Origin of the sequence: Blautia liquoris (assembly GCF_015159595.1) — a bacterium.
Lineage (GTDB): Bacteria > Bacillota > Clostridia > Lachnospirales > Lachnospiraceae > Novisyntrophococcus > Novisyntrophococcus liquoris.
On record NZ_CP063304.1, the window covers coordinates 616,054 to 631,281 of the forward strand.

The following is a 15,228-nucleotide window of genomic DNA, read 5'->3' on the forward strand; positions in this document are numbered from 1 at the left end:
CTGTGATAAATTTTCAGATACAATAGGAGGACCGTATGAAAATAGAAGAAATGACACTGCAGCAGAAAATAGGGCAGCTATTTGTAGTTGGATTTCCGGAGACAGAACCGGGTGATGCGTTTTTTGAACTGGTGGACAGATATAAAGTGGGAAATGTCATTTTATTTTCCCACAATGTGGAGAATAAGGAACAGTTAGCGAAATTATGTGGAAAACTTCATGAAAAAATACGAAAGACGACAGGGGTTCCTCCCTTTATTAGCATTGATGAAGAGGGTGGGGTCGTATCACGCTTACCCCAAGGGTGTGCGGTCATGCCCTCTGCCATGGCACAGGCACGGACAGAAAACCGGAATCTGATGTATCAGGGGGCAAAAATCACGGCACATGAATTAAAGGAGTCAGGCATTAATTTTAATCTTGCCCCTGTTCTGGATATCAACAGCAATCCTGAAAATCCGGTCATCGGAGTCAGGAGCTTCGGCGAAAACCCTGAGACGGTCACCCAGTGCGCAAAGGCTGTGATGAGGGGATATCTGGATGGGGGTATTTTATGTGCGGGAAAGCACTTTCCAGGTCATGGGGATACATCGGTGGATTCCCATCTTTCACTTCCGGTCGTGGATTTGTCCCGTGGAGAGCTGGAGAGCAGGGAACTGGTTCCTTTTAAAGCCCTGATTAAAGAAGGGCTTCCTGCGGTTACCATGGCACATATTCTGGTTCCTGCTCTGGAGCCCGAAAAAATCCCCTGCACAATGTCCAGGAGGGTTGTTCGCGGATTCTTAAGAGAAAACCTCGGATTTCAAGGACTGATTATCTCTGACTGCATGGAGATGAATGCTATAAAAGAATTTTACGGGACGGAAGCCGGGACAGTGGCAGCGCTTGCCGCCGGGGTTGATTTAATCTTTATTTCCCACACGTCATCTCTTGCCAAATCCGCCATCCTCGAGGTAATGAGGGCACTGGAAGACGGAAGACTTTCCATGGAACGGATAGATGAGGCAGTTTCCCATGTCCTGGCTCAAAAAGAGCGCCTTTTGACATTATCACAAGGAGAAGGGGAAAAACCTGATGCAAAAGCCCGGATTAAATTTGCAGGTGAATTCTTGGAGAAAACCATTACTCCGCAAAATGGAAACATATCCGGGGCTTTTTGCCTGGGAAAGAATCCTGTGTTTGTCGGACCGGTACCTTCCCGTGTGACGCTTGCCTCAAGCAGTATCAGCGATACATTTGATTTTTCCCATGAGATGCAAAAGACATTCGGCGGGGAAGCTGTCTGTATCCCGCAGAATCCCGATGACCGGGAGATTGAGAATGTCCTGCTTGCTTCCAGAGGCAAATCGGCGCTTGTACTTGCTACGTTGAACGGCCATCTGTCTGCCGGACAGAGGAAATTAATTGAAGCCGTAAAAAAAGAAAACATTCCCAAAGCCTTTGTGGCACTTCGGAATCCTTACGATTTAGAGATTTCCGGGGAAGATTATTTTGGTGTTGTGTTATATGAGTATTCACTCAGGACGATTGGCGAACTGAAAAAATATTTCCGGAAGACACAGATAAAAAACACATGGGATGAACAATAATTATCATATTAAAAATGGAAAATAAAAGAATGCAATGAGGCCCTCAACAGGGCTCATGGATTTCAAACGGAGATGCTCTAACATAGATTGACTAATATACTTTATTAGTTATGCCAAGACCTAGAAATTTAAAAAATACACAAAAATTCATGTAAAAAATTGAATGATATGATGAAAATATTGAATTCCATTGACTCACACCAACCTATATGATAGCTTATAGGTAGTAATTAAGATAGGAACGGGTAAAAATGAGACAAGGAATTAACAGAACCCCACTGCAATCAGAAATAATTAAATTCATACAGGATTATATACAAGAGGAAAATCTTAAAACAGGCGATAAGTTACCTTCTCAGGCGGGACTGATAGAGATGATGGGTGTCAGCAGAACATCGCTTCGGGAAGCTATTAAAACGATGGAAGCAAAAGGTGTATTGGAAACGAAAAACGGCAAAGGAGTTTTCGTAAAGAATGATGACAGGAACTTAATCTTGTCTCAGCTTAGCTTTCTCGAAGAGAAAGAGTCTTTACTGGAGGTTATTGAAGCTCGTAAGATACTCGAAAGGGAAATCCTAAAACTTACCGTTAAGAACATTACGGAGCATGAGATCGAAGAACTGGGAAAAGTTTTAAAGGTGATTTTAGATAAGTATCATCGAGAGGAGCGGCAAAATGTTGAAGATAAACAATTTCATTATATGATTTACGAATACTGTCATAACAGAGTCTTATATAAGATGATGTTGTCTGTCAGATATTTATCCGATAAATTGTGGGAATTTCCTCTGGATATGAAGGAACCTTTTACAGACACAATTCCGTTTCACAAAGATTTGTATAATGCCATCAAAGAACGTAACGCAAAGAAAGCATTGGACATAAATGATCAAATTTTGGACATGGTATACCATACCGTTCAGGAACGGTAGCATTATAATGTGTGTCGGGTTTTAGACACATCAACAGACAAAAATGAGGAGGGGTTATGGATATCCGGTTTGAATTGGAACGAATGGAACGGATTTTAAACGATATAGAGAAGCTTCGCTGTTCGGAATCCGCTGCGGTTACGGAATATAGGATCTGGGACGGAAAAAAGGAAGATGGAGCTGTATGCGATACCGGGGAATGGAGGCAAGCACAGATAGATACTCCCTGGAAGGGGACAGATCAGCACAGATGGTATCGGACGAAGATACAAATCCCCTTTTCCATGAGGGAGAAACATGTTGAATTTTGGATTTCAACCGGAAGAGAGGGGCAATGGGACGCTACGAATCCTCAGATGCTTTTTTATCTAAACGGTAAAATCATACAGGGAATTGATGTAAACCACCGACGTGTTTTGATTTCAAAAAATGCTGTTTCAGGTGAAGAATATGATATTGCCTTATATGCGTACAGCGGAACCGTAGAGGGAGATTTGATGATTCATACCGGTATCGAGGCATTAGACGAACAGGTGAATCAAATCTATTACGACTTTATGGTTCCGGTTCAGGCTGTAAAAGTCCTGATGAAAGATAAAAAAGATGATGCGAGAAAAATTCTGCTGAAATTACAAAATGCAGCCAAAACCATAGATTTAAGAATGCCTTATTCGACGCAGTTTTATGAGTCAGTACATAAAGCCGGCCTTATGCTGAAAAAGGAGTTTTATACAACAGAACTGGAAAATATACCGAAGGTCAGTGGCATAGGACATACACACATTGATATAGCCTGGCTATGGACCGTTGAACAGACACGCGAAAAAGTCATCCGAAGCTTTTCAACGGTGCTCAGACTTATGGATCAGTATCCGGATTACAAATTTATGTCCAGTCAGCCGATTCTTTATCATTTCGTCAAAGAACAAGAACCCGAGATGTATGAAGAAATAAAAAAAAGAATTGCAGAGGGAAGATGGGAAGTCGATGGTGCCATGTGGCTGGAATCAGACTGTAACCTGCCAAATGGAGAATCCCTGGTTCGGCAAATTCTAAAGGGGCATAAGTTTTTCAAAGATGAGTTTGGAAAAGAGAGCAAGTCCTTGTGGCTTCCGGATGTATTTGGATATTCTGCAGCCCTTCCGCAGATTTTGAAAAAGTGTGGAATACCTTATTTTATGACAACAAAGATTGCATGGAACCAGTATAATCAGCTGCCCAATGATACATTTCTATGGAAGGGTATTGATGGTAGTGAGATCTTTGTATTTATGCCTACAACATGTAATTATGACAGGACACTGGGAGAAAATATCTCTTATTCTGAAACCAGAAATACGACGACTTATACCGGGATTATTAATCCGAATATGCTTTTGGGAACCTATGAACGTTTTCAAAATAAAGATTTGACAGAAGATACTCTTATGCTTTATGGATATGGAGACGGGGGAGGCGGGCCGACCCGGGAAATGTTAGAATGTGCCGACAGATTAAAGTACGGGCTGCCTGGAATTCCGAAAATACAGCTTGAATCCGAGCAGGAATTCTTTGATCGCACCTATGCGAACATTGCTTCAAAGGAAGAGATGCCAACCTGGGATGGAGAATTGTATTTCGAGTATCATAGAGGAACGTATACATCTATGAGCAAGATAAAACGATACAATCGAAAAAGTGAAATCCTCTATGAACAACTGGAAATGTTAAGCAGTATGTCTTCTCTCTTAGGCATAGAGTATCCCCGGAGAGTGATAGATAACGGATGGAATACAATCCTGCTAAATCAGTTTCATGATATTATTCCAGGAAGTGCAATAGAAAGCGTGTATACACAGTCGGAGAACGAATATGAAGAGATTTTATACGAAGGTTCAGACACTGTCCAAACACTTGCGAGCCAGATAGCTGAGACTGTGTATTCATCAAAACAATCCATTATCGTTATCAATACATTAGGATATATGAGAGATGATATTGTAGAAGTCGATACTCAGGGAGCGTATATTGCATCAGGACTTATCGACCAGGCTGGAAATCACTATGAGATCCAATACATATCTGAAAACAGGTTTCTGTTTTTTGCAAAACAATTGCCCCCAACCGGATGGAAAACTTTTTATATTCAGCGGGGAGAAAAGCCTGAAAGCCTTAAAAATAAGTGGAACTATGAATTTGAAAATGATTTTTATTCCGTTCGTTTCAACAAGGATATGCAGATAGAGTCCCTTTATGAAAAGAAAAGCCAAAAAGAATTTATAAAAGAAAATCGTCTCGGAAATGTACTGACGACATATGAAGACAGGCCTATGAATTGGGATAACTGGGATATCGATGCCTATTACAAGAAAAAGAAATATGATTATGACGGGATTTCCGATACAAAAGTGCTTGAATCCGGGCCACTTAGAACTGTAGTGGAGACTTCCTATAAATTTTTAGATTCTACTGTGACACAAAAAGTTTGCCTATATAAGAATCTGCCCCGGATTGATTTTGTCAATCATGCAGATTGGAAGACACATCATGTTTTACTAAAAGTGAATTTCCCGGTTCAGATTAATACAAAATATGCAACATATGAGATCCAATATGGAAATGTAGAGCGGACAACTTCCAATAATCATAGCTGGGAAGTGGCACAATTCGAAACATGTGGACATAAGTGGGCCGACCTGTCGGAAAACGGACTGGGGATCAGTCTTTTGAATGACTGCAAATATGGATATGGAATAAAAGATGGTGAAATGTCACTAACGTTGATAAAATCGGGAACATATCCAAATGAAAATGCAGATATCGGAATGCACGAGTTTACGTATTCCATATATCCACACGACCGCAGATGGCAGGAAGCGAATACAGTAGCGATGGCGTACAATCTCAATGTTCCTTGTATAAACGTTCTTCATCAGGGAAATGAAACAGGTAGTCAGCCACAAGAATTTAGTCTGGTTTCCTGCAGCCAAAAAAATTGTTTTATTGAGACAATGAAGGAAGCGGAGGATGGAAAAGGATGGATTCTTCGCATGTATGAAAATAGCAATACCAGGGTAAAAGCAGATATAAAGTTAGGACGGGAAGCAGAATCAGTTATGGAATGTGATCTGATGGAACATGATTTAAAACAGCATAAATGTGATCACAAGAGATTCCAGGCCTGGTTTGAACCCTATGAAATAAAAACATTTCGAATTAATTGGGCATAGGAGGGAGAATAGCATGCTTAAAGAATTAACACAACTTTGGGGCGTCAGTGGAAGAGAAAGGCGGGTATCGGATTATATTATTGATCAGATTACGCCATATGCAGATGAATTAAAGAGAGATGCAATGGGTAATGTGATCGCACTGAAAAGAGGATGTGGTGAAAACAAGAAAAAGATCATGACTGCAGCACATATGGATGAAATAGGATTAAGCGTTGTAAAAATTATGGATAACGGATTAATTCTGGTTAAAAATGTAGGAGGAGTTTCACCATATGTAGCTTACATGAATCGTGTCAGGTTTGCGAACGGAACAACAGGATGTGTGTCTTGTAATAAAGCTGTTCAAGATTTAAAGCCGAATGAGATTGATCAGTTGTACGTGGATATAGGAGCAAAAGATAAAGAAGAGGCAAAAAAGTATATTCAAATCGGAGACTGTGCTTCATTTTTGGGAGAGTACATAAAACTAGCTGGCGATAATGTGATGTCTAAAGCTTTCGATGACCGAAGTGCATGCTATATTCAAATTGAGACGATAAAACAATTAAAAGAAGTGTACCACGATATTTACTTTGTATTCACTGTACAGGAAGAAGTAGGATTGTTCGGATCCACTACTTCAGCAGAAAGTATTCATCCCGATTTGGGAATTGCTATAGATATCACTGGTTCCTTCGACATTCCGGGAGATGATTTTGGCACACCGGTATTAGGTAAAGGCGCAGCGATAAAAATAAATGATTCCAGTGTAATCTGTGATGAAATCCTGACGCAGTCATTGATCGACTGTGCAAAAGAAGGCAATGTACCATACCAGCTCGATGCACTAAGGGCAGGCGGTACAGATGCCGGGGCAATCAACAAATCAAATGGGGGCGTAAAAGTCTTGGGTATTTCAATACCTACCAGATATGGGCACACACCAAATAGTATTATTAATCTGGAAGATGTCAGGGCATGTATAAGATTGCTTACAGAATTTGTTCAAAAGCCCTTGAACATCGTTACAGAAGAAATAATAAAATGAGAGAAAGAAGGAGAAGTCTATGTTTCAACGGAGGTATCTAAAAAAGGCAGCTGCATGCACTCTGTCTTGCATCATGGCATTTAGTATGGCAGCCTGCGGCGGTTCAGGAGGAAATAAGGAGAACGGGTCGTCTGTATCTCAGCAGGAGGGAAAAAATCCGGGAGATGGTAAGCAGGTGGTAAATATTGCCATGACTACGGATCCGGACATTCTGGACCCAACCCGTTCGGATGACGCACAGAAAAATCAGATTACGCTGGAAGTCCAGGAAACTTTAATACGTATGAAGGATGGAAAGATCACACCGGGCGGTGCAAAGTCATGGGAAACTTCAGATGACGGTCTTGTCTGGACATTCCATCTGCAGGATAACAAATATTCGGATGGTACACCTGTGAAGGCGGATGATTATGTCAACTGTATGCTGAGAACCTTTGATCCGGAGGTAGGATGCCATAATGCCGGAATGTTTTATTGCATTGAGGGAGGAGAGGCTTATAATACAGGAAATGGCAAGAGGGAAGATGTGGGCATAAAAGCTCCGGATGATCAGACATTGGAGATTCATCTGAATGAAGCGCTTCCATATTTTCTTTTGATGGCTAATTGTGCAAACCTCACTCCGGTACCGGCTGATAAAACAACTGGCGAAGATAATCTTACATATGGTTCAAATGCAGAAGGAATGATGTACTCTGGCCCCTTTGCAATAGAAAGCTGGACAAGAGGAAGCCAGATCGTACTTAAGAAAAATGAAAATTACTGGGATGCAGAGAATGTTAAATTGGATACCGTTAATTTGATTCTTGCGCAGGAAGAAAATACAAGACAGCAGATGTTTGAAGAAGGTAATCTTGATATGTTAACGGGAATCAACTCTGAATACCGTAAAAAGATGCAAGATAAAATTGACTCAAAGGAAGTAGTGTTCGAGGAGAACGCAAATCCAAGTTCTTCTTATATCTGTTTTAATAATAATGATCCGGATGGTGTTTTTTCGAATGCTAAAATCAGAAAAGCATTTTCACTGGCAATCGACAGGGAAAGTTTTCTGAAAAATGTACAGAAAAAGAATAAACCGGCTTATGGATTAGTTCCTTATGGAATTAACAATGAAGAAAGCATGTATCGGGAAGAGATAGAAGATCCATTGCTGAAATCGAAAGATGAGGACCCCGTCGCCCTATTTGAAGAGGGATTAAAGGAAATTGGAAAAACCAGAGACGAGATTACTGTTACTTTCCTGCAAAGCAATGCCAATAATGATACGAAATTAAATTCTGAATTTTTCCAGAGACAATGGCAGGAGAAATTTGGAATTACGGTAAAAATTGATACAGCAGCGGATAATTCAACATTCAACAATACGGTTTCAAAGGGAATGTATCAGATTTGTAACACTGGCTGGGGTGCGGATTACAATGATCCTATGACCTTTATGCAGTGCTATCTCACCGGAGATGGTAATAATCCGGCGTTTTTCTCCAATAGTGAATATGACAAACTGGTCAACGAAGCTAAGTCCGAACAAGATATGAAGACGAGACAGGAAAAATTCGCAAAAGCTGAGAACATTTTGATTAACGAGGATGCGGGGATTGCACCACTTAGCTATAGTTTTCAGGAAAACCTGATTAACAAGAATCTCAAAGACTATGGAATTAATGGATCGGGTGGACCCCTGATTGAACTGAAAAATGCATATATGGAGTAAATAATCAATTAATCTTGAGGCGGAGAAATGGTTCTCTGCCTCTGACAAATTTAAGGAGATTAGGATGGTTAAGTACATATTAAAGAAATTACTGTACATGATAGTCACGCTTTGGATTATTATGACAGCTACTTTTTTTATGATGAATATGATTCCGGGAGATCCTATGCAAAATGGCACAAAGGTTCTCCCGGAGGCAGTGGCGAAAAATCTGGAGAAAAAGTGGGGATTAGATAAGCCAATCACGGAACGCTATGCGCGGTATATAAAGAATTTCCTTAAAGGCGATTTAGGGGAATCCTATACAACACCCGGATTAACTGCCAATGAGGTCATTGCAAGCAGACTTCCGGCTTCTTTGAGGCTGGGGTTACAGGCGGTAATTGTTGGGCTGGTACTGGGGTTGCTCATAGGAATTCTGGCAGCACTTCGGAGAAATACATGGGTCGATTTTCTGGCTATCTTCCTAGCAATTGTGGGTGTATCAGTTCCAAGTTTTGTATTTGCCGCTTTACTGCAAAAGAGTCTCGGGGGGAGTTTCTTTCCGATTGTCGGCTGGGTTACAAAGGGAATGGGATTGCCAGAACAGTTTAGAGTTACAGCACTTCCGACATTATCCGCTGCGATAGGCGGAATGGCAACCTATTCAAGATTTATGCGTTCTTCTGTCCTGGATGTCCTGAGTAATGATTATATTTTGACGGCAAGATCGAAGGGCTTATCAGAAGGTGAGATTTTACGCAGGCATGTTTTAAGAAATAGCATTACACCAATCATATCAATCGTTGCTCCTCAGGTGGCCGGGATTGTAACCGGATCATTTGTAATTGAAAGAATTTTTTCGATACCGGGACTTGGAAGGTATTATGTGGACAGCGTAAACGGGAGAGATTATCCGATGATTATGGCAACCACGATATTCTTTTCAGCTATATTTATTGTTTCTATTGTTGTGATGGATATATTATATGCGTTAGTTGATCCGAGAGTAAGACGGAATTTGATTAAATGACAATAAAAAGCAAGATGGCAGAAAGGAATAGGATATGGATAGTCAAAAAGTGACTCTGACAGAAGATATGTTTCGTCGAGTCGGGACGAATGAACATAAATCAGAAAGTGTGGTCAGGCCAAGTATATCGTATTGGCAGGATGCATGGAGGCGTTTAAAACAAAATAAAGTTGCTTTGTTCAGCATGTGCTTCTTAATATTTATGGTATTGATGTGCATATTTGCGCCATATATTTATCCACATGCATATGATGAACAAATTATTGAGAATACGAATCAAGGCCCAACGGCTCAGCATATCTTTGGTCTGGACGATCTTGGACGAGATATCTTCGCACGTGTGTGGGTAGGAGGGCGTGTATCACTTGCAATTGGTCTCGTTGGGGCGGTGGTCTCTCTGGTTGTCGGTGTAATATATGGCGGAATCAGTGGGTATTTTGGCGGAACTGTAGATAATATTATGATGAGAATCGTGGAGGTTCTGGTTGGAATTCCATACATGATCGTAGTAATACTGGTGAGTATTGTGCTTGGAAAAGGTATGGGATCGTTGATTTTAGCCTTATGTCTTACGAGCTGGACCGGACTGGCCCGGTTGGTGAGGGGGCAGATTCTTAATTTGATGGAGAGTGAATACATACTGGCGGCGAAAGCATTAGGGACGCCAACTTATAAAATCATTTTCAAGCATTTATTACCGAATACCTTGAGTGTAATAATCGTAGATACAACATTTTCTATACCCAGTTTCATATTCGCAGAGTCATTCTTAAGCTTTATAGGAATGGGAATACAGCCTCCGAATACGAGTTGGGGAGCGATGGCAGCGCTTGGTCAGCAGCAGATGTCCTATTACCCACATGAATTACTCTTTCCGGCATTGGCGATATCGCTGACGATGCTGGCGTTTAATTTACTTGGGGATGGGCTGCGAGATGCATTTGATCCCAAATTACGTCAATAACATACCAGGAGGAAATAAGATAAAGATGAGTCATTTATTAGAAGTCAATAATTTAAACGTTTCCTTTCATACCTATGCGGGTGAAGTTCAAGCTGTTCGTGGTGTGTCATTGTATTTAGATGAAGAAGAAACACTTGCAATAGTAGGTGAATCGGGATGTGGGAAGACAGTAACATCAAAAGCAATTATGGGGTTAATTGCCACCCCTCCGGGAGAGGTGAAAAAGGAAAGCGAAATCTTGTATAAGGGCAAGAATATATTAAAATATTCCAAGAAGAAATGGCAGGATTATCGGGGGAAAGAGGCGGGAATGATCTTTCAGGATCCCATGACCTCTTTAAACCCTACAATGAAGGTAGGAAAACAGATTCAGGAGGGTATCAGAAAGCATCAGAAGATCAGCAAGCAGGAGGCGAAAAAGAAAACAATAGAGCTTCTGAAGAAGGTCAATATACCGAATCCGGAAGAGCGTCTTGACCAGTATCCTCATGAATTCTCCGGCGGTATGCGTCAGCGGGTGATGATTGCCATTGCGCTGTCATGCAATCCGAATATTATGGTAGCGGACGAGCCGACCACAGCCCTCGATGTAACGATACAGGCACAGATTTTAAAGCTTCTCAAAGATATTCAGAAATCGAATCATTCCTCTATTATCATGATTACACATGATCTGGGTGTTGTTGCCGGCATGGCTGATCGTATAGCCGTTATGTATGCGGGAGAAATAGTTGAAGAGGGATCGGTGAGGGATATTTTTAAAAATCCTCAGCATCCTTATACTTATGCTCTGCTAAATGCGGTTCCCAACCCTGAGCTGGAGAATAAGGCAGAATTGCACGTAATTAAGGGAACACCTCCTGATTTAATTTCACCGCCGAAAGGTTGTGCATTTGCACCACGATGTAAATGCTGTATGCAAGTTTGTCAGGAATATGAACCGGAGAGAACAGAAATATCGGTTGGGCATATCGCGAGGTGCTGGCTTCAGGATCCGATGGCTAAAAAGATTTATAAATTTGACGATGCAAGGAGTGTGATGATGGAATGAACACGGAGACAAGAGAGCCGCTTATAAAAGTCACCCATTTGAAAAAATACTTTCCGCTTCAAAGAAAAAAAGTACTTAAAGCCGTCGATGATGTATCATTTGAGATCTATCCAGGAGAAACTATGGGACTGGTAGGTGAGTCGGGATGTGGGAAAACAACGTGCGGAAGAACAATATTAGGCCTGTATCCGGCCACCGGCGGAACCATTCATTATAAAGGCAAGGACATCAGCCAGCTAAAAGATAAAAAAGATCTTCTGAAATTCAAGAAAGATGTACAGATGATCTTTCAGGACCCCTATTCATCATTAAATCCTCGTATGACGGTAGGCGATATTATATCAGAAGGAATGGAAAACCACCATTTACCAGGGGGACATGCCAGAGTACAGGAATTGTTGGAAATGGTTGGATTAAACAAAGAGCATGCGAATCGCTTTCCACATGAGTTTTCTGGTGGTCAGAGGCAGAGAATCGGTATTGCCCGTGCATTAGCTGTCAAACCTGAATTTATCGTATGCGATGAGCCTATATCTGCACTGGATGTATCCATACAGGCCCAGGTTGTCAATCTCCTGATGCGCCTTCAGGAGGAATTAGGTCTTACATATTTATTTATTGCCCACGATTTGTCTATGGTTCGTCATATTTCTGATCGTGTAGGGGTTATGTATATGGGTCAATTGGTAGAACTGGCTCCAAGTCAGGAACTCTATGATAAGCCGATACACTTTTATACGCAGGCTCTGCTTTCAGCAATACCAATTCCGGATCCTGATATTGAGAAAACTAAGACGGTTCTTCCACTGGAGGGTGAAGTCGGAAGTCCGATAGACTGCGGACCTGGATGTCGATTTAATGGAAGGTGCAAATATGCTACGGAAACCTGCAGAAGCGTTACACCAGTACTAAAAGAAGTTGAAAAAGGACATTTTGTCGCGTGCCATGTAATAAATGGTGAAACGTAATTTAGAATATAGAAATCATAAGAAAGCCATGACAATAAAATCATGGTTTTTTTGTCTGAAGCCATGGTTTAGACGCTAAAGTGTTCCGATTTGAAAATTCTATAAACAAATAACAAAATATTATATTGAACCTTTTGCCCTTTCTGTTATCCTATATATATGAATATCAGAAAGGGCAAATCTATGGACTATTTAATGGGAATTGATCTGGGAACGTCAAGTCTAAAGACTTTGATTATGGAAAGAAACGGAAAGATTATTGCACTGTCAAAATGCAGATATGATGTCCAGTCACCAATGCCCGGATATATGGAACAGGATCCCAAGATATGGTGGCAGGCTTGTGTGCAGACAATCAGGGATTGTCTATACAAGTCCGGAATAAATTCGGATGAGATAGCGTCACTTGGTTTTTCAGGACAGATGCATGGACTTGTATTACTGGACAATAAGAAAGAACTAATTCGTCCGGCGATTTTACATAATGATGCAAGATCCGGTGATGAAGTAAAGGAGTTATATGAATTGTTGGGAATGAAAAACATTCAGGAGCATCTCATGAATCCACTTTTCACTGGTTCTCAGATTACATCTTTATACTGGATGAAGAAGAATGAAGTCAGACAGTTTCGAAAAATCCGATATATTCTTTCACCTAAAGATTACTTACTGTTCAGGTTGACGGGCGTCATCTGTACAGACTACTCAGATGCTTCTGCTACACTTCTTTATGATATCAAAGAAAATCGCTGGTGGAAGAAAGCTTTGGAGTGTATCGGTCTGTCTGATTTGCGCATGGCACCGGTTCAAGAGTCAATAATTTCTGTTGGAAAGGTATTGGAAGCAGCAGGAGAAGAAACTGGAATTTCGAAAAAAACGGTTGTTTGCGTCGGAGGAGGAGATCAGGTTATGCAGGCACTGGGGAATGGAGTAGTGGAACCTGGTAAGGCTACAGTGACGATTGGAAGTAGTGGCCAGATTTTTATTCCAACAGACTGCCCTGTTGGGAATCCGAATTATAATATGCATACTTTTTGTGGAGCACAGGAAAATACATGGTTTTCTATGGGCGCAATCCTGTCCGCAGGACTAAGTTTAAAATGGGCGGGAAGTGTTCTGGAAGTAAACGATTTTGCAGAACTTAGCAGAAGAGCGGAACTTGCCCCGGCCGGGAGTGGTGGCATTCTTTTTCTCCCCTATCTGAATGGAGAGAGAACTCCACATATGAACCCTATGCTTCGTGGGGGAATTTTAGGTTTGAATACGAAAACAGGGACAAACGATTTTGTACGATCTGTAATGGAAGGGGTGGCATTCGCTTTAAGAGAAGCAATGGAAACATGTCTGCAGATAACACCAGATCCAACACTATGGATCGCATCAGGAGGAGGGACGCAAAGTAACATCTGGATGGAAATTTTAGCAGATATTCTTGGCAAGCCACTTTATATATCAAAAGTGGAGGAAAATGCAGCAGTTGGAGCTGCCATCACAGCTGGGGTGGGGGCTGGTGTTTACCGAAACCTAAAAGAGGGATGTAAAGAGGTAGTATCTTATCAGCCAGATCCAGTTGTTCCAGATGTAGAGCGAATAAAACAATATGAAGAATTGTATCAGATATTCAAAGAAAGTTATACCGCAAATAAGATGGGACTGGAAAAATTGTCACAAATTCAAAGGAGAGATCAGGATGCTTGAGCAGCTGCCATATATAGGAGGAAGAATTACAAGACAGATATCCGCTGAGAATCCCACTGGGAATCCGGGAAATGCATGCAGATGGAAAAATGCAAATGAAACATTAGATGGGGGTAAGAATCTAAAAGTTCATCCGTTCTTACAGCTAAGTTCTGGCGAGACAAAGATTTTAGCAGATATGGAAGGACCTGGATGTATCACAGAAATTTTCTTTACCTGTGATCATGTGGAATTAAGTGAATTAGTGCTGCGTATTTATTGGGACAATGAAGAAAATCCATCTGTGGAAACACCAGTTGGGATGTTTTTTGCTAATGGGTTTGATGCATATAAACATGAAATCCATTCAGCAGTTATCATGGCGCTGCCTCGCAATGCGTATAGCTGCTATTGGCAGATGCCTTTTAAAAAACATGCAACGATCACTCTGACACATGGGGGTACAGAAAAAATCTCCTGCATTGCTTACCGGGTGATGTACCAACTTTATGATATCCCCGATCACATGATGTATTTTCATGCTTCTTATCATCGGGAGAACACCAGTTTCGAGAAGCCGATATATACAATATTGGATCACGTGGAGGGTGAAGGCTGTTACGTTGGCACTTACCTTGCCTGGAATGCCTTGCATAGTGATTGGTGGGGGGAAGGGGAGGTAAAATTCTATATAGACGATGACGGATTTTATCCGAGTATGGCAGATAACGGAACGGAAGACTATTTTGGAGGATCGTTTGGGTTTTCCCCATTTAATTCAGATCTATGCTGGAATGAAGAACAGACATTTTCAGCACCTTATATGGGCATGCCGCTTGCAGTTACCGGCGGGGCAGACAGCGTCAGAAAATACAGCTTATATCGATGGCATATCTATGATAATATCGGATTTCGACATAAACTTCGGGTTACGGTGGATACAATTGGTTTATGGGATAGACAAGGATATAGACCACTAGATGAAGATATTGCTTCCGTTGCGTACTGGTATCAATGTGAGCCACATAGACCCTATAAGCGCTTGCCGTCTGCAGAGCAGCGAATGGATCGCTGAGAGCGAC

At 41.3% G+C, this 15,228-nt stretch carries 11 protein-coding genes; all 11 read left to right on the plus strand.

What is annotated here, in order from left to right; genetic code table 11:
* The first annotated feature begins 35 nt into the window (after positions 1-35).
* The 11 genes from INP51_RS02890 (at position 36) to INP51_RS02940 (ending at position 15,221) form a co-directional block, all read left to right on the plus strand.
* Positions 36-1,589, plus strand: a complete 1,554-nt coding sequence (locus INP51_RS02890) for a glycoside hydrolase family 3 protein (protein WP_193736247.1) — start codon at positions 36-38, stop codon at positions 1,587-1,589.
* A gap of 251 nt (positions 1,590-1,840) precedes the next feature.
* Positions 1,841-2,521: a FadR/GntR family transcriptional regulator gene (locus tag INP51_RS02895; protein ID WP_193736248.1), complete on the plus strand. Its 681-nt coding sequence runs from the start codon at positions 1,841-1,843 to the stop codon at positions 2,519-2,521.
* A gap of 56 nt (positions 2,522-2,577) precedes the next feature.
* Positions 2,578-5,730, plus strand: coding sequence for an alpha-mannosidase (locus tag INP51_RS02900; protein WP_193736249.1), 3,153 nt, complete (start codon positions 2,578-2,580; stop codon positions 5,728-5,730).
* A gap of 13 nt (positions 5,731-5,743) precedes the next feature.
* Positions 5,744-6,760: a M42 family metallopeptidase gene (locus INP51_RS02905; protein ID WP_193736250.1), complete on the plus strand. Its 1,017-nt coding sequence runs from the start codon at positions 5,744-5,746 to the stop codon at positions 6,758-6,760.
* A gap of 19 nt (positions 6,761-6,779) precedes the next feature.
* Positions 6,780-8,474, plus strand: a complete 1,695-nt coding sequence (locus INP51_RS02910; protein WP_193736251.1) for a peptide ABC transporter substrate-binding protein — start codon at positions 6,780-6,782, stop codon at positions 8,472-8,474.
* Positions 8,475-8,538: 64 nt separating this feature from the next.
* Complete coding sequence (locus tag INP51_RS02915; RefSeq protein WP_193736252.1) at positions 8,539-9,486, plus strand: ABC transporter permease; 948 nt, start codon at positions 8,539-8,541, stop codon at positions 9,484-9,486.
* Between the two features lie 34 nt (positions 9,487-9,520).
* Positions 9,521-10,450 carry an ABC transporter permease gene (locus tag INP51_RS02920; protein ID WP_193736253.1) on the plus strand — a complete coding sequence of 310 codons (930 nt, stop codon included), beginning with the start codon at positions 9,521-9,523 and terminating at the stop codon, positions 10,448-10,450.
* A gap of 25 nt (positions 10,451-10,475) precedes the next feature.
* On the plus strand, positions 10,476-11,501 hold the full coding sequence (locus INP51_RS02925) for an ABC transporter ATP-binding protein (RefSeq protein WP_193736254.1): 1,026 nt from the start codon (positions 10,476-10,478) through the stop codon (positions 11,499-11,501).
* Entirely contained in the window at positions 11,498-12,469 is a 972-nt protein-coding gene (locus INP51_RS02930; protein ID WP_193736255.1) for an ABC transporter ATP-binding protein, read from the plus strand. Before INP51_RS02925 ends, INP51_RS02930 begins: the two co-directional genes overlap by 4 nt.
* Positions 12,470-12,652: 183 nt before the next feature.
* Positions 12,653-14,167, plus strand: a complete 1,515-nt coding sequence (gene xylB / locus INP51_RS02935; RefSeq protein WP_193736256.1) for a xylulokinase — start codon at positions 12,653-12,655, stop codon at positions 14,165-14,167.
* A complete protein-coding gene (locus INP51_RS02940) occupies positions 14,160-15,221 on the plus strand; it encodes a glycoside hydrolase family 172 protein (protein ID WP_193736257.1) in 1,062 nt (353 codons plus the stop codon). The genes xylB and INP51_RS02940 overlap by 8 nt, the downstream gene beginning before the upstream one ends.
* The last annotated feature ends 7 nt before the right edge of the window (positions 15,222-15,228 follow it).

Bases quoted from the DNA above. Each gene is read 5' to 3' on its own strand.
- INP51_RS02890 (WP_193736247.1), top strand. From the start codon at position 36: ATGAAAATAGAAGAAATGACACTGCAGCAGAAAATAGGGCAGCTATTT.
- INP51_RS02895 (WP_193736248.1), top strand. From the start codon at position 1,841: ATGAGACAAGGAATTAACAGAACCCCACTGCAATCAGAAATAATTAAA.
- INP51_RS02900 (WP_193736249.1), top strand. From the start codon at position 2,578: ATGGATATCCGGTTTGAATTGGAACGAATGGAACGGATTTTAAACGAT.
- INP51_RS02905 (WP_193736250.1), top strand. From the start codon at position 5,744: ATGCTTAAAGAATTAACACAACTTTGGGGCGTCAGTGGAAGAGAAAGG.
- INP51_RS02910 (WP_193736251.1), top strand. From the start codon at position 6,780: ATGTTTCAACGGAGGTATCTAAAAAAGGCAGCTGCATGCACTCTGTCT.
- INP51_RS02915 (WP_193736252.1), top strand. From the start codon at position 8,539: ATGGTTAAGTACATATTAAAGAAATTACTGTACATGATAGTCACGCTT.
- INP51_RS02920 (WP_193736253.1), top strand. From the start codon at position 9,521: ATGGATAGTCAAAAAGTGACTCTGACAGAAGATATGTTTCGTCGAGTC.
- INP51_RS02925 (WP_193736254.1), top strand. From the start codon at position 10,476: ATGAGTCATTTATTAGAAGTCAATAATTTAAACGTTTCCTTTCATACC.
- INP51_RS02930 (WP_193736255.1), top strand. From the start codon at position 11,498: ATGAACACGGAGACAAGAGAGCCGCTTATAAAAGTCACCCATTTGAAA.
- xylB (WP_193736256.1), top strand. From the start codon at position 12,653: ATGGACTATTTAATGGGAATTGATCTGGGAACGTCAAGTCTAAAGACT.
- INP51_RS02940 (WP_193736257.1), top strand. From the start codon at position 14,160: ATGCTTGAGCAGCTGCCATATATAGGAGGAAGAATTACAAGACAGATA.